The organism is Streptomyces sp. NPDC050636, from assembly GCF_040654775.1.
In the GTDB taxonomy this organism is placed as follows: Bacteria; Actinomycetota; Actinomycetes; order Streptomycetales; family Streptomycetaceae; genus Streptomyces.
The window spans coordinates 1-19,304 of the sequence record NZ_JBFAIP010000016.1; the positions used below are offsets into that span (position 1 = coordinate 1).

At 69.3% G+C, this 19,304-nt stretch carries 18 protein-coding genes; 13 read left to right on the forward strand and 5 right to left on the reverse strand.

The annotated features are described in order from the left end of the window. Window positions 1-224: Sua5/YciO/YrdC/YwlC family protein (locus tag AB0I10_RS15545; protein ID WP_363152973.1), on the reverse strand; the 224-nt coding region annotated here is incomplete at its 3' end. A 114-nt stretch (window positions 225-338) separates the two neighbouring features. On the opposite strand from AB0I10_RS15545, the gene AB0I10_RS15550 reads away from it, so the two are divergent. After that, a complete protein-coding gene (locus tag AB0I10_RS15550) occupies window positions 339-1,922 on the forward strand; it encodes a hypothetical protein (protein ID WP_363152974.1) in 1,584 nt (527 codons plus the stop codon). Between the two features lie 114 nt (window positions 1,923-2,036). Here AB0I10_RS15550 and AB0I10_RS15555 read toward each other — a convergent pair whose 3' ends face one another. Further along, window positions 2,037-2,933: a glutathione S-transferase C-terminal domain-containing protein gene (locus tag AB0I10_RS15555; RefSeq protein ID WP_363152975.1), complete on the reverse strand. Its 897-nt coding sequence runs from the start codon at window positions 2,931-2,933 to the stop codon at window positions 2,037-2,039. Between the two features lie 490 nt (window positions 2,934-3,423). On the opposite strand from AB0I10_RS15555, the gene AB0I10_RS15560 reads away from it, so the two are divergent. The 6 genes from AB0I10_RS15560 to AB0I10_RS15585 all read left to right on the forward strand — a co-directional run bounded on the left by AB0I10_RS15560 (window position 3,424) and on the right by AB0I10_RS15585 (window position 9,024). Continuing rightward, complete coding sequence (locus tag AB0I10_RS15560) at window positions 3,424-3,882, forward strand: Rrf2 family transcriptional regulator (RefSeq protein WP_363152976.1); 459 nt, start codon at window positions 3,424-3,426, stop codon at window positions 3,880-3,882. A 161-nt stretch (window positions 3,883-4,043) separates the two neighbouring features. Next, window positions 4,044-5,324: an acyl-CoA dehydrogenase gene (locus AB0I10_RS15565; protein WP_363152977.1), complete on the forward strand. Its 1,281-nt coding sequence runs from the start codon at window positions 4,044-4,046 to the stop codon at window positions 5,322-5,324. Between the two features lie 215 nt (window positions 5,325-5,539). After that, on the forward strand, window positions 5,540-7,207 hold the full coding sequence (locus tag AB0I10_RS15570) for a BBE domain-containing protein (RefSeq protein ID WP_363152978.1): 1,668 nt from the start codon (window positions 5,540-5,542) through the stop codon (window positions 7,205-7,207). Window positions 7,208-7,462: 255 nt separating this feature from the next. Then, window positions 7,463-7,894 carry an SRPBCC family protein gene (locus tag AB0I10_RS15575; RefSeq protein ID WP_363152979.1) on the forward strand — a complete coding sequence of 144 codons (432 nt, stop codon included), beginning with the start codon at window positions 7,463-7,465 and terminating at the stop codon, window positions 7,892-7,894. A gap of 120 nt (window positions 7,895-8,014) precedes the next feature. After that, window positions 8,015-8,152 (forward strand): hypothetical protein, encoded by a 138-nt coding sequence (locus AB0I10_RS15580; RefSeq protein WP_363152980.1) that lies wholly within the window; start codon window positions 8,015-8,017, stop codon window positions 8,150-8,152. A gap of 77 nt (window positions 8,153-8,229) precedes the next feature. Next, a complete protein-coding gene (locus AB0I10_RS15585; RefSeq protein ID WP_363152981.1) occupies window positions 8,230-9,024 on the forward strand; it encodes a uracil-DNA glycosylase in 795 nt (264 codons plus the stop codon). 176 nt (window positions 9,025-9,200) lie between these two features. Here the strand turns inward: AB0I10_RS15585 and AB0I10_RS15590 are convergent, their stop codons facing one another. Continuing rightward, a complete protein-coding gene (locus AB0I10_RS15590; RefSeq protein ID WP_363152982.1) occupies window positions 9,201-9,611 on the reverse strand; it encodes a MarR family transcriptional regulator in 411 nt (136 codons plus the stop codon). Between the two features lie 85 nt (window positions 9,612-9,696). Here AB0I10_RS15590 and AB0I10_RS15595 point away from each other — a divergent pair, with 85 nt between their 5' ends. Both AB0I10_RS15595 and AB0I10_RS15600 read left to right on the forward strand, forming a co-directional pair. Next, complete coding sequence (locus tag AB0I10_RS15595; RefSeq protein ID WP_363152983.1) at window positions 9,697-11,172, forward strand: MFS transporter; 1,476 nt, start codon at window positions 9,697-9,699, stop codon at window positions 11,170-11,172. Between the two features lie 24 nt (window positions 11,173-11,196). Next, window positions 11,197-11,328 (forward strand): hypothetical protein, encoded by a 132-nt coding sequence (locus AB0I10_RS15600; RefSeq protein WP_363152984.1) that lies wholly within the window; start codon window positions 11,197-11,199, stop codon window positions 11,326-11,328. A gap of 119 nt (window positions 11,329-11,447) precedes the next feature. Here AB0I10_RS15600 and AB0I10_RS15605 read toward each other — a convergent pair whose 3' ends face one another. Together AB0I10_RS15605 and AB0I10_RS15610 are read right to left on the reverse strand one after the other, a co-directional pair. After that, on the reverse strand, window positions 11,448-11,576 hold the full coding sequence (locus AB0I10_RS15605; protein WP_363152985.1) for an LPFR motif small protein: 129 nt from the start codon (window positions 11,574-11,576) through the stop codon (window positions 11,448-11,450). A gap of 139 nt (window positions 11,577-11,715) precedes the next feature. After that, window positions 11,716-12,231, reverse strand: coding sequence for a DUF6328 family protein (locus AB0I10_RS15610; protein ID WP_363152986.1), 516 nt, complete (start codon window positions 12,229-12,231; stop codon window positions 11,716-11,718). 409 nt (window positions 12,232-12,640) lie between these two features. Between AB0I10_RS15610 and AB0I10_RS15615 the strand changes: the two genes are divergently transcribed. The 4 genes from AB0I10_RS15615 to AB0I10_RS15630 all read left to right on the forward strand — a co-directional run bounded on the left by AB0I10_RS15615 (window position 12,641) and on the right by AB0I10_RS15630 (window position 19,291). Then, entirely contained in the window at window positions 12,641-12,991 is a 351-nt protein-coding gene (locus AB0I10_RS15615) for a PRC-barrel domain-containing protein (protein ID WP_363152987.1), read from the forward strand. Window positions 12,992-13,364: 373 nt separating this feature from the next. Continuing rightward, complete coding sequence (locus AB0I10_RS15620) at window positions 13,365-15,389, forward strand: M3 family metallopeptidase (RefSeq protein ID WP_363152988.1); 2,025 nt, start codon at window positions 13,365-13,367, stop codon at window positions 15,387-15,389. Window positions 15,390-15,753: 364 nt separating this feature from the next. Continuing rightward, on the forward strand, window positions 15,754-18,189 hold the full coding sequence (locus tag AB0I10_RS15625; RefSeq protein WP_363153077.1) for a SpoIIE family protein phosphatase: 2,436 nt from the start codon (window positions 15,754-15,756) through the stop codon (window positions 18,187-18,189). Between the two features lies 1 nt (window position 18,190). Next, window positions 18,191-19,291: a substrate-binding domain-containing protein gene (locus AB0I10_RS15630; RefSeq protein WP_363152989.1), complete on the forward strand. Its 1,101-nt coding sequence runs from the start codon at window positions 18,191-18,193 to the stop codon at window positions 19,289-19,291. The last annotated feature ends 13 nt before the right edge of the window (window positions 19,292-19,304 follow it).

Below are 19,304 nucleotides of genomic sequence, written 5' to 3' on the forward strand. Positions count from 1 at the left end.
AACTGCGCAAAGTTCTCGCACACAAGGGTGAAGTGGTGACGATCATCAAGGTTCCGGATCGACCGGATCCGGCCGATACCGTCACGACTGCCCAGTCGACATCCCAATGCGAAACAGGAATCCGTCGGATACACGACGAGCGCACCGGAGCGAATACTGTCAGCCACACTGCCGATGGTGCGCCGCTGAGGATTCTCGGGGTGCACGTCGAAATACTTCGCCATCCGCCGAGTCTAGGTGATCAGGGCATCCGTACTCACGACATCCGTGATCAGGTGACCAGGTGGGCAATACAGCGCCTATGCGTGCAATGTATACGTCGACTGTAGAGTTCCGGCATGCCTCTCGACCTTGGCCCCGGGCCCACCGCCGTCATCGGACGCAGGGCCGCACTGACCCCGGTCGGAGCGCGGTGGCCGGGCTGGGTGGTTCCCGCGGTGCCTGCGCTGGTCGTGCTCACGCTGGGCGTGTGGGGGCTGCCCCGTCAGGGCGCGATATGGCGGGATGAGGCCGCGACCTGGGAGACGGCCCGGCGGTCCATACCCGAGATCTGGCACATGATCGGGCAGGTGGATGTCGTCCACGGGCTCTACTACCTGCTGATACACACCGTCTTCGAGCTCTTCGGAGCGAACCTGGCGGCGCTGCGGCTGCCATCGCTGCTGGGCATGGCGGTTGCTGCGGCGGCCACCGCGTCGACCGGCCGCAGGCTCGCCGGACCCATTGGCGGCCTCTCGGCCGGGCTGGTGCTGGCCCTGCTGCCGGTGATGCAGCGGTACGCCCAGGAGGGGCGCGCGTTCGCGCTGGTGGCGGCAGGGGTGGCGGTGGCGACCAGACTGCTGGTGGGCGCGATATGCCCGGCGGGGCCCACGACTTCGCGCAACGGTCGCGGGCGCGGGGGCGCGTGGGGGTGGCAGGCCGCGTGGGGGTGGCGCTGGGGCGCCTACACGGCGGTCATGCTCGCTACCGCACTGCTCAACTGGCTCTCGCTCTTCGCGCTGGCGGCCCACGGCGCGACCGTCCTGATCGCCTGGCGCGCCGGGCAACGCCCGCTGCTGGCACGGTGGTTGGTGGCCGCAGCGGTGATCGTGCCGGGGACTCTGCCGCTCATACTCGCCAGCCGTCAGCAGGCGGATCAGGTGGCGTGGATACCGCCCCCCTCGGCTGCCACCTTGCTGGGGGTGACCGTGATGCTGGTGGTCGCCCTGGCATGTGCCCGAATACGGCGCCGCGAGCACACGAAGCTGTCACCCGCCTCGGTGGGGCTGCCGCTGCTCGCCGTCCCGCAACTCGGACTGCTGCTGGCCTCCTGGCTCGTCAAGCCGCTCTATGTCGACCGGTACGTGCTGTTCGCCTACACCGGGCTGGTGCTACTCGTCGGCCCCGCCGTCGCCTGGGCGGTGCAGGCGGTTCTGTCGTACGGCCGGGCCCGGGGCCATGGCTGGGGGCGGGTACCGGGCGAGGCGCTGCTCGCCGGGGTGGTGGCGGTCGTGTTTGTGGCGCTGCTCCCCCTGGAGCTGGGCCTGCGAGCGCCGACGAGCCGGACGGATGATGTGCGGGTGACGGCCGGCAAGGTCGCGACGCTCGCCCGCTCCGGGGACGGCGTCGTGTTCATACCCGACCAGCGGCGTGACGCCGCGCTCGTCACGCCCGCCGCGTTCAGCGGACTCGACGACCTCGCGCTGACCGAAGGCCCGGTCGCCTCCGGAACTCTGTACGGCGTCGAGGCCGCCCCCGAACGCATCCGGGCAGCCATGCTGACCCGGAAGCGCATCATCGTCGTCGGTGACATCAGCTCCTCCCCGGCGCCGTCCGCACCCCGCGACCTGGCCAAACTCGCCGTCCTCGCCGAGCACTTCACCCTCACCTCATCCGCTGACGCCGGGGGACGCCGGGTGATGGTGTACGAGAGGGCGCGGTGAGTCCGGGCTGCGGCACGGTCCGGTGGAAGCCGCAGGGCGCTGCGCCCACCGCGGGCCGCCACCGGCTGGGCCCGGTTCTCCGGGACATCGCCGTCACGACCGCCCCGTCCCCCGTCAACGCGGGCACGGCGTGATGTGACCAGGCGCGTGCGCCGTCCTCCAGTCCACGATCTGCACCGCTGCCCCGGCGGCCTCCCGGCCCTGGCAGCGTGCGTGATGCCGGTGTGCGATGCCGTCCAGGTCGAGGTGGTCGCCGAAGGCGGGAAGGGCTGCCAGTCGGCGCGCATACGTCCACAACCGCCGGTGGTCGGCGATGCGGTGTACCGCCGCGGCGTCCAGATGCCAGCGGTGCACGGTGTCGAGTTGCACGAGAGTCACCCACAACTGGACGTCGGCAGAGGTGAGTTCGCCGCCCAGCACGTAGTCGCGGCCGGCCAGTCGCCGCTCAAGGGAATCCAGCGCGCGGAACAGGGTCTCCAGCGCGGTCTCGTGGGCCGAGCTGTCGATGCCGAGCCGGCCGGCGCGCTGCGCGGCCTCGTTGACGTCCAGCTCGCAGAGGCGCCCGATCGCCTCGATGTCGTTCCGGGCATGGTGCGGATACAGCACGGGACCGTGGCCACCGAACCGTTCGGCCAGGTCGCGCAGGATGTCGGGGGTGTGCGTACTGACGATCCGCCCCGTCCATCCGTCGCTGAGCACCGGCGCCGTGGCCGGTCCGGGGTGCTGGTGCGAGCTCGCCTCGTACAGCGGGCGCAGCGTGGAGTACCCGCCGCCCGGAGCATCGGGGACGGCGGCCAGCAGCGTCACCGGGAGGGTGTCGCCGAGGTCCAGCAGGCGGTGGGTGACGGCGATTCTCAGACAGTGCGGACAGGACAGGGAGAGGTGCAGGCGGTAGCGGTGGGGTACGGCGTAGTGGCCGCTGCGTACATCGCAGCCGATCCTGCCCCGGAGCGACGGGATGCTGGTCTCGGACGCGGCGGATGTAGCGGTGGTAGCCGAGATGGCGGACATGCGACTCCCTCGGGGGACGGGCGACGGGCCCGTTCACGGACGTATGGACGGACGTGCGGACGTATGGATGGGAGACATGCGGGAGGAGAGGACGGGCGGCAGGCAGCGGGCATGGGGCGCCGTCGGCGCATGGCCGGGTGTGGAGATGACTCGGCGCGGAGGGAGTACGGCGCGGCGGAAGCCGCTAACGCCTCAGCAGAGGGGACTTGCCGCGCTGCATACCCGCAGGAGATCGATGTGCCTGCGTGAGGTCAGAAGGGGAAGCGGCTGGGCCGCGCGGACCGCGCGGTCGGTGTCCAGCCCTGCACGCCCCATGAATTCCCACCCGTTCGCTAGGGTTCCCGCCCTTGAGTGTCGAGCCGGCACCGAGCCGCGTCAAGGGCGTGCGCCGGTTGTGCGCCGGGTGCTGGTGCGCCGGCGGATCGGACGGGTCCCGACGGGGGTGGTGCGGCCGGAGAACCCATGCCTCCCCCTGAGGGATAATGCGGGCATGCGGATTTCAGCCAGAGCGGACTATGCGGTGCGTGCCGCACTGCAACTCGCTGATGTCCGGGATGCGGGGCCGCTCAAGGCGGAGGCCATCGCCGACGCTCAGGACATTCCGCACAAGTTCCTCGAAGGCATCCTGAACGATATGCGCCGGGGCGGGCTCGTCGTCAGCCAGCGCGGCGGCAACGGCGGCTACCGGCTGGCCAAGGCCCCGGAGGCGATCAGCATCGCGGATGTCATCCGTGTCGTGGACGGGCCGCTGGTGGCGGTACGCGGTGTCCGCCCACCGGAGTTGTCCTATACCGGCCCTGCCGAGTCGCTGCTGCCGGTGTGGGTCGCTCTGCGGGCCAACGTCCGTCAGATCCTCGACGGTGTGTCGCTGGCGGATGTCGCCTCGGCCGAGCTGCCCACCCGGGTGACTGCGCTGGCGGAAGACCCCGAATCCTGGACGAACCCCTAGGCCTGTCCGGAGTTGTCCGGAATTCAAGACACGGCTGTCCAGCCCTTGAACGGCCCTTGCTGCGAACGGAGTCCGGGCGCATTCTTATTCTCTACTAATCCAGTGGGAAAACTAGGGAATCGCTGGGAATCCGGTTCCGAGAGGGGACGGTGAACGGCGCCATGCCGAAGAAGTCCGCAGCAGCCCCCGCCGCCCCGGAAGTCAACGCCCCGCCGGAGGACGGAATATGGCCGCGCGTCACCCGTGAACTCGCGGACGATCTCGCCGTCGACGCGCTCGTCCGTGACCGGGCGGGCAAGCCTCCGTTCGACGAGATCTCCCGTCTGCGCGAAGCCGGTCTGCCGGCCCTGCTGACGCCGCCGGACCCGCTTGGGAGGGGCAGCGACTGGCGGACGGCCTGTGCGGTCATCCGGGAGATTTCGGCGGCCGACAGCTCCATCGGCGAGTTGCTCGCCCGTCATTACGTCCTGTCGTGGAGCGGCCGGTTCTTCGGCACCCCGGAGAAGGCCGACGGGCTTGAGTTGCGGGCGGCAGCGGAGCAGTGGCTGTGGGCGGGGAGCACCGACATCGCGGGGGCGGAGACGGGGGCGGAGTCGGAGCGAGGTCCCGAACTCGCGCTCACGCCGGCCGGAGGCGGGTACATCCTCAACGGGCGCAAGGCATTCGCCGCGGGTGTCACCGTCGCCGACCGGCTGGTGCTCGGCGCGGTCTGCACCGCGACCGGCGAGTCGCTGATCGTGCTCGTGGACCCGGCCCGTCCCGGCGTGACGGCCGAACCGGCGCATGACCGCCTGGGGCAGCGGCTCACCGGAGCCGGCAGCATCGGCTTCGACGGCGTCCCGGTGCCCGCGGATCACGTACTCGGCGCCGTTCCGTGCGACGAGCACGACGCCTCCCCCTTCGCGACGCTCGCCCCTCTGGCACTCCGACTCGCCCTCGTTCACGTCGGCCTGGGGATCGCCGAGGGGGCGCTGGCCGAGGCACGGGACTTCAGCCGCACCGCGCCGCGCACCTGGGCGGCCACGGCTGCGGACAACAGCGGGTACGCGGACCGGCCGGGCAGCGATCCCTACCTCCTCCTCGCCTACGGGGAGTTGGTGGCCGCCGCCCACACCGCCGCGGCTGTCGTCGAACCGGCGACGGAAGCTCTGGCGAGAGGCCTCCTCATAGGGCGGGAACTCGACGTCGACGAGCGCACCGACATCGCCGTCCTCGTCGCCGCGGCCGAGGCCGTCACCAGCAGGTCCGCCATGCACATCACGACCCGCATCCTGGAACTCACGGACGGCGCCGCCGACTCCCTCGCCGACGGTCCGGGGTTCGACAGGTTCTGGCGCAATGCGCGCGTGCTGACCGCACAGGGATCGCCCACCCACAGGCTCCGCGACATCGGCGACCACTATCTGAACGGCACGCGTCCGCCCTTGACGCTGCGTATCTAAGTGCCGATGCGCTGCCCATCCGCGTGCCGATGCGCTGCGCATCCGAGCACCGATTGAGTGCCGAGCGGTGACCACTGGTCCGCACGCGGCGACTGAGGCAGTCGTCAACGCTGGGCCCGACGGCCGACACCTTCCAGCTCTTCACACGCATGCAACCCGTCACCGAGAGTGGGTGTTTGATTACACAAGGTTGCACAACGGCGTGGGGAGATTTCATGGCCGCGGACCAGACCATCACCGGCTCCGAATGCGGTACCGAGGTGGTTCAGGGGGATGCCCGCTACCAGGCTCTGAGGAGGGGATTCAATCAGCGCTTCATTGCGACACCTGACTATGTATCGGTGGTCAGCTCGACCGCCGAGGTCGTCGCCGCGCTCAACAAATATCTGGCGAGCCACCGTTCCGACGAAAGCCTCGAAAGGCGGATCACGGTCCGGTCGGGAGGCCACTGCTACGAGAACTTCGTCTGCGGCGACGACGTGGGCGTGATCCTCGACCTCGGGCAGATGGACCGGGCCTATCTGGACCAGGACATGGGCGCGTACTGCGTGGAGTCCGGGGCGAACAACTGGCACCTCGCCACCCACCTCTACGCCCCGTTCGGCGTCGCCCTCCCCGGCGGATCCTGCTACTCCGTCGCCGCCGGCGGCCATGTGTCCGGCGGAGGGTACGGGCTGCTGTCCCGGCAGCACGGACTGACCGTCGACTATCTCTACGCGGTGGAGGTCGTCGTCGTCCGTGACGGACAGCATGCGGAGGTCGTGATCGCGCGCCGCGACTCGTCCGATGAGGAGCTGCGGAATCTGTGGTGGGCGCACACCGGTGGCGGCGGCGGGAACTTCGGCGTGGTCACCCGGTACTGGTTCAAGGGCCTGCCCAAACCCCCGTCCCAAGTTCTGCTGCACGCCATCGCATGGCCGTGGGACGACGAGCTCAGGAACGAACCGGAGCGGCTCAAGTCGCTGGTGCGCAACTACGGGCTGTTTTTCGAGTACGAGAACACCACAGAGCTCCCGGAGTCCCTCCGCGGCGACTACAGCGACATGTTCACCCTGCTGAAGCTGACCAACTGGACCAACGGCAAGATCGGTTTGATCACCCAACTCGACGCCACCAGGCCGGACAGCGTGCAGCGGCTGAACGCCTTCCTCGATTGGATCACCAAGGACCTGGGCGTCGAAGCCACGCCACTGGACCGGCGGATGGGCGAGCACGCGCCCATGGGCGGACTGCATGTACCGACCCGGCTCCCCTGGCTCACCGCCACCCAGACGCTCAATGGCTCCGGCGACAACCAGTGCGGCAAATACAAGTCGGCGTATATGACCCGTGGTTTCACGGAGCCGCAGCTGACCGCCATCCACAGCCACCTCACCCGCGAGGAGTACAAGAACCCGCAGGCGCTGCTCCAGGTCGATTCCTACGGCGGCGCGATGAACCTCCCCGAGAGCGCCGATACCGCGGTCTACCAGCGCAGTTCTGTGATGAAGCTCCAGTACCAGACGTACTGGAGCTGGAAGAAGGACGCCAACGACGACGGTGTCACCGACTATCTCGACGCCGCCGTCGATCCCTCGATCGCGGCGCCACACCTGCGCTGGATCCGCGAGTTCTACCGCGATGTCTACAACGACACCGGCGGTGTGCCGATTCTGGCGCCGGATGACACCCCGGACGGCGAGATTCCGGAGACGGTGACCGACGGGTGCTACATCAACTACCCCGATACCGACCTCGACGACCCCGAGTGGAACACCTCCGGGCAGCCTTCGCACCTTCTCTACTACGGCGACAACTACCAACGCCTGCAGGAGACCAAGGAGTACTGGGACCCCCGGAACGTCTTCCGACACGCCCAGTCCATCCAGCCGTTCACGCAGTGATTTTCACCCGGTGATCCGAGCGATCCGCCGCACTCCTGCGGACTTCCGCACCGGCACAACCCTCGCTTCGCCGGGCCCCGGGGGCACGGCAGCCCCGAGCCACTCCCCCATCCTGAGCCAGAGCTGTTGAAAGCGAAATAAGCCGGCGCGGGCCCCGCAGCACCGGGCACGCTCGACTCCGGTCGCTTCCGGCCCCCGCCCGGAGCACTCTGGATACGTGACCGTGTAGCCGTGAACCAAGCTGTGAGGCGCCCTATGAGCACTCTCGAAGAACACATAGACATCGACGCCCCCATCGACAGAGCCTGGGAGACCCTCCACCGTGCGGAGAGCTATCCACGGTTCGTGGACGGCGTGCGAGAAGCCCGTTCGGAGGGCCAGCACCGGACGCACCTGGACGTCGACGCGGGCGGCCGGTCCCGGGGGCTCGACGTCGAGACCACCGACCGCGGCAAGGAGATGACGTGGAAGACCACGAGCGGTCCCGACCTGGCGGGGACCGTCTCACTGCTGCCCATCGACCGGGAGCACACCCGGGTCCAGGCCCGGTTCGAGTACGAGCCGGACACCATCACAGAGGCGTTCGGCGGACCGAAGGGCTTCGCCCAGGCGGCCGCGATCGAGCGTGGCGTACGCAGTGACCTGCAGCAATTCAAGGATCTGGTGGAACGGGAGCGGAAGCGGTAGCGGACGGCTTTCCCCGGCCGGGGTGGCTCGGCCCTGGCCGGGGTGTCGTGCCGCTGGAGGCCGAGAGCAGGGTGTTCACCGGCGCCGCGGCCGCGGGCCGGGTTCATGGAGGAGTGGGCGGTGCGCGCGCCGGCCCGGCACGGGTTGGCCGACCGACTGCTGGAACGGGCCGATACCCAGGAGGAGTTCGCGTTCCGGTTCGACGGGGAGCGGCACACCGTACGGACGGCGGAGCTGTCGGGACGACGTCATTTCTGAGGCCCTCGTCCCGTGGCTCTCATCCGGCGGGTCTCGGCTGGCGGCTTCGGCCAGCTGCTCTCGGCTAGCGTGTGAGGATGGACGTGACCGGCGCGGCAGGCCCGCCGACCAGCGACGATGGCGCCTATCCGGGCTATCGCGCGGCGCGCTCCCGCGGGCTGGGCGAGCTTGACACCCACCTGACGCGGTGCCGGGCCTGCCCGAGACTCGTAGCCTGGCGGGAACAGGTCGCCACCACTAGGCGCCGGGCATTCCACGACGAGGAGTACTGGGCGAAACCGGTCCCCGGGTTCGGCCCGTCGGACGCTGCGCTGGCCATCGTCGGCCTGGCACCGGCCGCGCACGGCGGCAACCGCACCGGCCGGATGTTCACCGGTGACGCCTCCGGTGACTTCCTGTTCGCCGCCCTGCATGCCGTCGGCCTCGCCTCCCAGTCCCGTGCGACGCATCGGGGCGACGGACTGGCGTTGTACGGGGTAAGGGTGACCGCGCCGGTCCACTGCGCGCCGCCGCAGAACAAACCCACCCCCGCCGAGCGGGACACCTGCCGGCCGTGGCTGTCGGCGGAGCTCGCACTCCTCGGTCCGAGCCTGCGCGCGGTGGTCGCCCTGGGCGCCTTCGGCTGGCAGTCGCTGCTGCCCGCTCTCGGCGCCGCGGGATGGCAGATGCCACGCCCCCGGCTCGCGTTCGGTCATGGTGCACGGCTGACTCTGCCGGCCACCGACGAGCGGCAGGAGCTGCGGATCCTCGGGAGCTACCACCCGAGCCAGCGCAATACGTTCACCGGTCGTCTGACGTTCGCCATGCTCGTCGACGTACTCGCTCGCGCCGCCGCACTTGCGGGGCTGCGAAGCGAAGGACCTGAGGTGTGAGATCTGTTCCACGGCGTCCGGGACATCCCAAACGACCGCGTCAGACGCGCCTGATGCGTCTGATGCATCAGACGGAGGGACCGAGTTGGTCGAGTCAGTCGCGGGAGACTCCCGACCGCTCGGCGGCGATCCGCTCTCGACACAAACCCGGCTGCGCAGGAACGACCTCTAGCCCGTCATCGACTTGCTGCGGGGGTCTGGTCCGTCGTGTCGCGGAGTGTCCGCGCAAGCACGGAGCGGTGGGTCGGTTTCGCTTCGCCATGACGCTTGTGGCCTTCGTCGGTGAGGACGACGAAGATGCCACGGCGGTCGAGATCACACATGACACGCTCGACGAGGCCGCCTCGTTCCAGCCTGGCGACCAGGCGGGATGCGGCGCTCTGACTCAGATGCACCACGTTGGTGAGCTCCTGGCCCCGGCACTTGCCGTGGTCGGAGGAGGCGAGGAGTTCGAGTGCCTCGAACTCGCTGACGCTGAGGCCGTGCTGCGCCTGCAACTCGCACTCAAGAGCGTTGTGCACGGTGGCATGACGGGCGAGAAGCCCATGCCACTCGTCGACCAATTCCTGCTCCGAGCCACCGATCATGCAGCCACCATAACATGCGCCAGCATTTGATGCACGAAGATTAAATGCACTTGCATTCGATGCGTGTGCATGTGAGAGTCACGGCATGACTTCCTCCGCACCCCTGTCCGCCTCCACATCCACATGGAGCGCCAAACTCTGGGGAGTTCTACTCACGGTCTCCCTCGTCATCGGCCTCGACGCGCTCGACGTCTCGATGGTGGGCGTCGCGCTCCCCTCCATCCAGGCAGACCTGGGCCTGTCCACCAGCGCGCTGCAGTGGATCGTCAGCGGCTATGTCCTCAGCTACGGCGGACTGCTGCTGCTTGGCGGACGCGCCGCCGACCTGCTCGGACGACGCCGGGTGTTCCTGACCGCGGTAGCCGTGTTCGCTGCTGCCTCCGTGCTCGGCGGTCTGGTCGACGACGGAGCCCTGCTCATCGGCACTCGCATACTCAAGGGCATGGCAGCGGCGTTCACCGCGCCTGCCGCGCTGTCCATCGTCACCACCACGTTCGCCGAAGGGCCGGCGCGCAACAAGGCACTGGGCGTGTTCTCCGTCTTCGGCGCCAGCGGCTACTCGGCCGGCTTGGTGCTCTCCGGCCTGCTCACCCAAGTTGGCTGGCGGTGGACGTTCTTCCTGCCGGTACCGATCGCGGTGATCGCGTGGATCGCGGCCAACCGCCTGCTCCCCAAGGACGGTCCCCGCTCCTCCGGCGGCTACGACATCCCCGGCGCGATCACCTCGGTCGGTGCGATGCTGCTGCTCGTCTACACCGTCGTAGAGGCGCCGGAGGCCGGCTGGGCCGCACCGAACACCCTGATCCAGTTCGCGGTCTCCGCGGTGCTGCTGCTCGCCTTCATCGTGATCGAACGCCGCAGTGCGCATCCGCTGGTCCGTCTCGGAATCCTCCGCTCAAGCTCGTTGGCACGGGCCAACCTGGGCATATCGGTGTTCTTCGGCGGCTACATCGGCTTCCAGTTCGTGGTCATGCTCTACTTCCAGTCGGTGCTGCAGTGGTCGGCGCTCCAGACCGCGCTCGGCTTCCTTCCGGCCGCGCTGATCGTCGCCTTCGGCTCGCCGCAGATGGAGCCTCTGATCGCACGGATCGGCACCTCGCGCACCATCGCGGGCGGCGTCATCGCTCACCTCATCGCCTACGTGCTCTTCCTCGTCATCGACCGGGACGCCCCGTACGTCGTCGGTGTGCTGCCCAGCATGATCCTGCTCGGTATCGGGTTCACCCTGGCCTTCGCGTCCTTCAACATCCAGGCCACCGCCGGCATCTCGGACCACGAACAGGGCCTGGCCGGCGGCCTGCTGAACACCTCGACGCAGGTCGGCGGCGCGATCGGACTCGCCATCGTCACGGCCGTCCTCACCGCCGGAGGCGAAGGCAAGACCGGCCCCGACGCGCTGCTCGCCGGCTTCACCCCGGCGCTGCTCACGATCACCGTCCTCTCGGCCATCGGCCTGCTCATCGGACTGTCAGGAGTGCTCGGACGGCGCAAGACCGACAAGCCGACGGTTGCGTCGGCGGAAAAGCCGGCGGACGAGCCGGAGTTCGCCCTCGTCGACTAACCGCTCCTGTCACGGCACATCCCGGTGCGAGGCACCAGCCAGAACCGGGATGTGCCGTTCTGGGTGCGCATCCGCCTGACTCGCCGACAGCTCCGTCACGCATTCGCCAAGTACGGCCGCAGCTCGGCCGTTTCGTTCGGTCACCGGGCGGGCTAGAGAAGGTGCCTGCGATGTGGAGTCCGGCCAGGTAGACGGTCGCGGTCTTCTCGTAGCGGGTGGCGATGCCGCGTCACTGCTTCAAGCGGTTGATGCAGCGCTCGCGTGCCACACGGGTCTCAGTGGCGGCCGTGAGCCGTGTCCGAGGCTCCGCCGAAGAGCCGGGCCAGGGCCCGGAAGGGCAGGGTGACGACGGTGGCAACGGCGCCGCCGATGGCCCGGATCACGTCTGCGATCGCCTTCAGCATCGTGAGGACCTCCGTCCTGACTGCCCGGCGAGAGGGGGTGCCACGGCTCCGGTCCGAGCATCGGAGCGGGCCGCGGCGTCGGCTCGACGCTACCTCTTCCGGTTTCGTCCCGCTCACCGGCGGAGCAGCTGCGTACGGTTCAGGATCTGGACGCGTAACGGTGGCGCGCCCAGGCCGGCAGCACGAACCAGCAGAGCGTGAGCCATCCGACGACGCCGGCGACGATCCAGGGCACCACGCTGTCGTCCATCGCGATGCGCAGGACGAGCAGCAGCACCGAGGTGACGGTGGCCAGCAGCAGGACGATGCCGATGAATGTCAGTCGCGAAGCCCAGATGACCGTCTCCGGCTTGTTCTGGTGACCGGTGACGATCCGGTGAAAGGTGACAGGTGCGATGAGCGCACCTGTGGTGACCGCACCGAGGAGGACGGTGATCACATAGATGGTCGTGTCGGTGTCGCTGAGGGTGGCGAACCGCGGGGTGAAGACGACCGTCAGCAGAAAGCCGAAGAGGATCTGCACACCCGTCTGGGTGACCCGCACTTCCTGGAGCAGCTCGTTCCAGCGCCGATCGGCACGCTCCTCCGGTGTCTCGTCACGGCCACGCGACGCCTCATACGCGCGCGGACGCGGACGCGGATCCGAAGACTCCATACGACCTCCCGATCACATCGCCATCCGGGCCAAGAGCACCTCAGGCGCAACCAGCGGATCGGCCTTGGCCAGCAGCCCATCGCGATGGGAACACCGGCTTCCGCGATCATCAACACCGCTGACATTACCCCCGAGCTCACGCCGAGCACTGCCGGGCGAACAGGCGGTATCGATGCCCCAAACGGGGTCCCTGTGCCATGCCTTCCCGCGGTTGCGGCGGCGGCATCCCGACGGCGCCGGGCGCATAATTATCTGAGGAGGGGCAGACACTCAGCCGGAGGCGGAGAGCCGGCCGCTGGTATCGCTGGTAGGCGGCGGTCCACTGCTTCAATTGCTGCCGCGATTTTTCGCATGACGGCTTTTACACGAAGGCTTTTACACGAACCAGCGGGTCATTGGAGTCCCTTCCATGACGGGCAACATCTGGAGCCACCGGGACACCGCAGGCTATCGGCCAGGCACCGACCTGACCGGCTTCATGGTCGAGGCGATCGACGGCACCGTGGGCAAGGTCGACAAGCACTCCGACGAGGTCGACGCCGCCTATCTGGTCGTTGAGACAGGAGGGTGGATCTTCGGTAAGCACGTCCTGCTGCCGGCCGGCGTGATCTCCTCGATCGACCTCGACAACACGACGCTCTACGTCGCCCGCACCAAGGACGAAATCAAGAACGCCCCGAAATTCGATAAGGAGAAGCACATCGGTGACAGCGAATATCACCGTAAGCTGACCGGCTACTACGGGGCTCCCCACTCGTGATTCCGAGGACGTGGACACGGGCGAGGAGTAGGTAGAGGAGTAGGTAGAGGAGTATGTATCGGTCGAGCCGGACGAACTCGATGAGATCGCCCGGACGATCAAAAGCGTTGGAGATCGTCGCCACCTTTGTGACCCTCACCGAAGTGCGTGATCTGCCCGGGAAGACGAGGGTCTCCGCCAAGGAGCTCCGGACCGCGGGGCAGCTCATCTGCACCGGTATGGATGAAGGTCTTCAACCCGTAGCGGAGCACCCAGGGCGGCAGCCCGACCGGGTCGATCCGGTCGGCGCGAGCGCGGTATGCCGCTCCGATTCAGCCGCAGTCGAAAACTTCCGGTCCGGCTCCCGCCCCCGGGCGTAGGGTCGGCCCCTGTGATGTCGAATCCATTCTTCGAGGCCAGTGATCTGCCCTACGAGCTGCCGCCGTTCGCGCGGATCCGGCATGAGCACTTTCTGCCCGCGTTCGAGCGCGGGATGTCCGAGCAGCTGGCCGAGGTCGCGGCGATAGGTGCCCGCGCCGCGCCCGCGACCTTCGAGAACACCGTGGAGGCGCTGGAGCGCAGCGGGGCGATGCTGCGCCGGGTCTTTCTCGTGTTCCACAACAGGGCGGCCTCGGACACCGACGCCGAGTGCCAGGCGCTGGAGGCCGAGATCGCTCCCCGGCTGGCCGCCCATGACGACGCCCTGCTGCTCGACTCCGCCTTGTTCGCCCGCCTGGACGTGCTCTTCGAGCGGCGCGAGCAACTCGGCCTGGATGACGAGCAGTTGAGGTTGCTTGAACGCCATCACACCCTCCGGGTCCGGGCCGGCGCGCGCCTCGCCCCGGAGCAGCAGCAGCGTCTGCGCGAGCTGAACGCCGCGATCGCCACCCGGTGCACCGATTTCCGGCAGAACCTGCGCACGGACACCGCCTCCGCCGCGCTGGTGCTGGACCGTGCCGAGGAGCTGGCGGGCCTGCCCGAGGACGAGATCGCCGCGGCCGCTGAGAACGCCAGAGCGCTGGGGCACGACGGCAAGTACGTGCTCAGCCTCAAGAACTTCTCCAACCAGACCCAGCTCGCCACGCTGGAGGACCCGGCGCTGCGCGAGCGTCTGCTGGCCGCCTCGCTGGAGCGCGGCATCGACAGCAACGGTCCGGTCGCCGTAGCCCTGGCCACGCTGCGCGCCGAACGCGCCGCCCTGCTCGGCTACCCCAGCCACGCCGCCTGGGCGGTCGCCGACCAGACCGCCGGCACCACCGGTGCCGTCGAGGAGATGCTCGGCCGGCTGATCACCCCGGCCCTCGCCAACGCGGAGCGTGAGGCCGCGGCCCTGGCCGAGGCCGCCGGCGTCGCGGAGATCCGTGCGGCCGACTGGCAGTACCACGCGGAGCGGATCCGCAAGGAGCGGTTCGACCTGGACGCGGCGGCGCTGCGCCCGTACCTGGAGCTGGAGAGGGTACTGCGCGACGGGGTCTTCCATGCGGCCGGTCTGGTCTACGGGATCACCTTCACCGAGCGCCCCGACCTCGTGGCGTACCACCCTGATGCCCGGGTCTTCGAGGTACACGACAGCGACGGCGAACCGCTCGGCCTCTACATCGGCGACTTCCACGCCCGCGAGTCGAAGCGCGGCGGCGCCTGGATGAACATGCTGGTGACGCAGTCGCACCTGCTCGGCCAGCAGCCAGTGGTGGTCAACAACCTCAATGTCGCCAAGCCGCCGGCGGGCGATCCGGTGCTGCTGACGTGGGACGAAGTGACCACGCTCTTCCACGAGTTCGGGCACGCGCTGCACGGCCTGTTCTCCGACGTCCGCTACCCGCTGCTATCCGGCACCCAGGTGCCGCGCGACTTCGTCGAGTTCCCGTCCCAGGTCAACGAGATGTGGGCGGACCGGCCCGAGGTGCTGGGCCATTACGCGCGGCATCACGTCACCGGGGAACCGATGCCGGCCGAGCTGCCCGCCAGGCTGCGCGAGGCGGAGAACTTCGGTGAGGGCTTCGGGAGCGTGGAGCATCTGGCCGCCGCGCTGCTCGACTGGGCCTGGCACACCCTCCCCGCCGACGGCGACCCGCCGGACGCGGACGGCGCCGAGGCGTTCGAGGCCGCCGCGCTGGAGCGCCACGGTCTGGCCCTGCCCGCGATCCCGCCGCGCTACCGCAGCGGCTACTTCGCCCATGTCTTCGCCGGCGGCTACGCGGCCGGGTACTACGGCTACCGCTGGGCCGAGGTACTGGACGCCGACACCGTGCGGTGGTTCCAGGAGAACGGGAAGACGATCCGCGAGAGCGGTGAGATCTTCCGGCGGGAACTGCTCAGCAAGGGCAACAGCGTCGATCCGGTCGGGGCGTTCCGCGCCGTTGTCGGCCGTGATCCGGCCATCGGTCCGCTGCTGGCCCGGCGTGGGCTGACCGGCTGACGGCTAACGGCTAACGGCTAAGACGAGGCTGAGGGTCTGACGGGCGAGTGCGGGCCTCCGAGAGCCCGCACTCGTCCGGCCGCCATGCCCCGTACTGCGCGCTGCAGTACCCGGTCAAGCCTTCGGGGCACCGGTACACCTGGGCCACGGCGCACTGAGCGGCCGCCTGGGCGGCCGTGAGCGCCGCCGGGCGGCCGCTGCCTGACTGGCTCGTGCCTCCCTGGATGCCGCATCATGGTGTGGAGGCGTTAAATGACGAAATATCCGATAGGGCGGCGTTGGGGCGGACATCTCGGCGCCGAGGGCGGATACGGCGACCGTGGCTTACGACGACGGCTTCCCGCGTACGGAGGCGGTGCAGGCAGTGACCGCGCGGGTGCATGGATCTTCCGGGGCTGAGCTGACCGCCGTCTATGTGCCGGCCGAAGAGAACGGCGATCTTCAGCTGGCCGAGATGGTGGGCGGCTCCGGTGTCACCTACGGGTTGCCGACGCGCTACGCCGTGTCCGGCGACTCCCCGGTGGCCGCTGCCTTCCGTACGGGTCTGCCCCTGTGGCTGAGCCCGGACGAACTCGCGGCCGATGTCTCACTGGGCGTGCTGCCGCTGGGCGGCGACGCCAAGCGGCTGGGCTGCCTGGTCGTCGTGGACGAGTCCGCGGACGCCTTCGACGCCGACCGCCGCAGCCTTCTGGAGCTGCACGCGGACCAGGTTGCCGCGGGGCTGGAGGCCGTCGCGGCGCGCGTCATCGGACAGGCAGGGGGCCCGGTGGAGGGGCGGGCGCTGCTGGGGCCTGGGCTGGACACCCTCCGGGGCGGCGCGTTCACGCTGGCGCTGAGCACCGGACGGATGGACGCGGACGCGCAGGTCCTGGACCTGTTCGGCATCGCTCCGGACGACTTCGACGGGCGGGTGGAAACCCTGCTGGAGCACACCGTGCCGGACGATGTGCCCGCGCTGATGTCCGTCACAGAGCCCGGCCGGCTGGCCGCCACCGGCCAGGAGCTGGCATTCCGTATCCGCCGGGCGGACGGCGAGCTGCGCTGGCTGAGCCTGCGCTGCCGACTGCTGGTGACCGCCGACGGCACACCGGAGCGCATCCTGGGCGTGGTCGCCGACGCCTCGTATCTGCGCTCCGGAGCCGACGAGGTCTCCATCGTGCAGCGGCTGTCCGCCGCGCTGGCCGGCGCGACGACGATCCGGGACGTCAGCCGGGTGGTGGTCGCAGCCCTGCGGGTACCGCTCGATGCCAGCCGGGTGGCGGTCGCCGAGGTGGAGGCCGACCGGTTCGTGGTGACCTTCCTCGATCCCCCGGAAGCCGATGCCTGGCCCGACACGTGGCGGTCCGAATGGCGGTCCGAGTGGCCCGACACGTCGTGCCACACCATGCCCACCCTGGAGGGCGCGCTGCGTGCGGGCCATGTGGCCCTGTGGCCGCCGGGGGCCGCCCTGGAACCCGGCCTCGAAGGCATCGGCCCCGGTGGTCTCGCGGTGCTGCCGCTTCCGGCCGAGGGCCGGATGGTGGGGGTGTGCCTGGTCGGATGGGACGAGGAGCACCGGTTCGGGCCGGAGGAGCGTTCCCTGCTGACCGCGACGGCCGGCCTGGTGGGGCAGGCCCTGGTACGCGCCCATGCGCTGGACGCCGGGCATGAGCTCGCCACGATGCTGCAGCGCAGCCTGCTGCCCCGCAAGCTGCCGAAGCTGCTCGGAGGGGTGGCCGTCGCCCGCTATCTGCCCGCCACGATGGGGCTCGAAGTGGGCGGCGACTGGTATGACGTCATTCCGCTCACCGACGGCCACGTGGCGCTGGTCATCGGCGATGTGCAGGGGCACAGCGCCGGCGCCGCCACGATCATGGGCCAGATGCGGACCGCCATCAGGGCCTACGCGGTGGAGGGCCACCCGCCGGACGTCGTGGTCGCGCATACCAACCGACTGCTGGTCGGTATGGAGACCGATCTCTTCGCCACCTGCTGCTATGTGGACCTGGACATGGTGGAGGGCATCGCCTGGTTCGTCCGGGCCGGGCATCTGCCGCCGTTGCTGCGGCTGCCCGACGGCAGCACCGAAGAAGTGTGGGTCGAGGGCGGCCCCCCGCTGGGCGTGGTCGTGGACGCGGAGTACCCGATGACCGAGGTCGGTCTGGCCCCCGGCACCGTCCTCACCCTGCTCACGGACGGCCTGGCCGAGTCGGCGGAGCTCGCTCTGGACGACGGCATCCGCAGCGTGCGCGAGGTGCTCGGCAGGACCGACCCGGCCGATGCCGGGCGGGTGGCCGACGACCTGCTCACCCTCGCAACCCGGCGGGACGACGATGTGGCGGTGCTGGTCCTGCGCTACGACGGGATGCGCGTCCAGCCGATCCGGGCCCGCTGGGCCGTATGGCGGCTCCCCGACGCCGTGATGCACGCCCGCCGCTTCACCGCGCGCACGCTGCGCACCTGGAACGTGACGGAGGAGGTGGATGTGGCCCTGCTGGTGGTGTCCGAGCTGGTCACCAACGCCGTCGTGCACACGCAGGGCGAGGTACGGCTGGATCTGACCCTGACCGCGGACCGTCTGCGGATCGCCGTGAACGACACGTCCCCCCGCACCCCCGTCAAACCGACGTCGGTGGACTGGGAGGCGACCGGCGGCCGCGGGCTGCTGCTCGTCGAGGCGATGTCGGCGTCCTGGGGCTCGCTGCCGCTCAGTGGCGGCAAGCAGGTGTGGAGCGAGGTCGCCCTGCCGCCACGCGAGCGGTACCGCAGTGCGGACGCGGCGACGCGAGCACGTCCGGCCGGAGGGCAAGGAGGTCCCTGACGTGACTGGTCACCTGCGGGGAACCGCCATCGTCCTGGCCGCGCTGTGCGTGGCCGCCGGATCGGCCGCATGCGGGAAAGCCGCCCAAGTGGACGGTCCGGGCGGCCTTGCCTCCGGAAGCGGTCTGGAGATCGGCGTACTGCTCCCGGACAGCACCTCGCGCTTCCACAACTTCGACCGGCCACTGATGCAGAAGAAGATCCATGAGCTGTGTGCCACCTGCCGCGTGGAGGTCGTCAGTGCGCAGCACGACGTGGCCACCCAGCGGCAGCAGGTGGACGCGATGATCACCAAGAAGGCCAAGGTGCTGATCCTCGACGCGGTCGACTCCAGGTCGCTCCGCTCCTCGGTCGAGAACGCGCGGAAAGCGGGGATCCACGTCGTCGCCTATGACCGTCTCGCGGAGGGTCCGGTCTCGGCTTTTGCCTCCTTCGACGGCGAGCAGGTCGGGCGGCTCCAGGGCGAGGCGCTGCTCAAGGCGCTCGGCGCCAAGGCGCACGGCGGCCAGATCGTCATGATGAACGGCGCCTCGACGGACCCCAACTCCGCCTGGTTCCGGCAAGGCGCGCTGGCCGCCCTCAAGGGCAAGGTGAAGATCGGCAAGGCCTACGAGACCGTCGGCTGGCGGCCGGTCAACGCCCATATGAACATGTCCGGCGCCATCTCCGCCCTGGGCGCCGACAGCATCGACGGCGTCTACTCCGCCAACGACGGCCTCGCCTCCGGCATCATCTCCGCCCTCAAGGCCGCCAAGATCGAACCGCTTCCCCCCGTCACCGGACAGGACGCCGAACTCGCGGCCATGCAGCGCATCGTCAAGGGTGAGCAGTACATGAGCGTCTACAAGCCCTTCAAACCCGAGGCCAATGCGGCCGCGGCCATGGCCGTCGCGCTGGTGCGCGGCGAGAAGGTCGGCAACATCGCGAAGGACAAGATCAACAGCCCCACCGACCACAACATCCCGGCCGTACTGCTCACCCCGGTCTCCGTGACCGCCGACAACATCAAGGACACCGTCATCAAGGACGGCATGTACACGATCGATCAGATTTGCACCCCGAAGTACGAGTCCGCTTGCGCGAAGGCGGGGCTCACCACGTAGGGGCTCACCACGT